The following is a 745-nucleotide window of genomic DNA, read 5'->3' as shown; positions in this document are numbered from 1 at the left end:
CGAAGCTGCATATAAGAAGCTGTCGTAAACCTTGCAGAGCCTCCCCAATCTTTAATAGCAAACTCCATCCACTTCTTAAGAACCTCGTTTCCGTAAGCCTCCATATCAGACTTTATGCGAATTCTAGTGAGTTTCACATTAAGAGTTGATGGATTCTGCTTGAAATGAATCATATTAAGGTATTCGAGATAAGTCATGAAAGTAGTTGTATTCCACAGCTCTATTGGAAGAGACTCATAGTCGTCTGTCCTAACTTTGTTACCTTCTGAATCCTTATATAACTTGTCGTCTAATGTTCTTGCCCAAGCCATTTAATATACCTCCATTCATCTAATGGAATAATCTTATCATACATAATGGAGTCTGTCAATAGGTTAGGCGAAGCCTAGCTGAGGGTTTCCCGAAGCTGATGTTTTAGCTTTAAAGAGCTTTGAACAGACTCGTCCTTAAATCCAAGGACTTCTGTCGAAGCCCTGTTCACTTCGTTCACTAACTTCTTAACGTTCCGTTTCACTTCACTAAGGTCAAACCCCTTAAAACCATTATACAAATTTACAATAAATCTGTCAAGCTATAAATGGAGTAAATCTATTAATCTTAAACAATTCTTAATAAACTAACAAAAATAACTCCAATCGCTTGACTTACTTCATATATTATGGTATACTTATAAATGTAATAAAGATTAGGAGGAATAAATTATGTCAAAAGGATTAGATGCTATTCAGCGAGTTGTTGAACAGGA

Annotated in this window: 1 protein-coding gene; it reads right to left on the bottom strand. The window is 35.8% G+C overall.

The annotated features are described in order from the left end of the window. On the bottom strand, positions 1-311 hold a 311-nt coding region (locus ACTQ1S_RS09360; RefSeq protein ID WP_441547569.1), incomplete at its 3' end, for a hypothetical protein. Positions 312-745: the final 434 nt, after the last annotated feature.

The sequence above is a fragment of the Collinsella sp. LCP21S3_D3 genome (assembly GCF_052118305.1).
In the GTDB taxonomy this organism is placed as follows: domain Bacteria; phylum Actinomycetota; class Coriobacteriia; order Coriobacteriales; family Coriobacteriaceae; genus Collinsella.
This window is presented reverse-complemented; position numbering and strand designations above follow the sequence as displayed.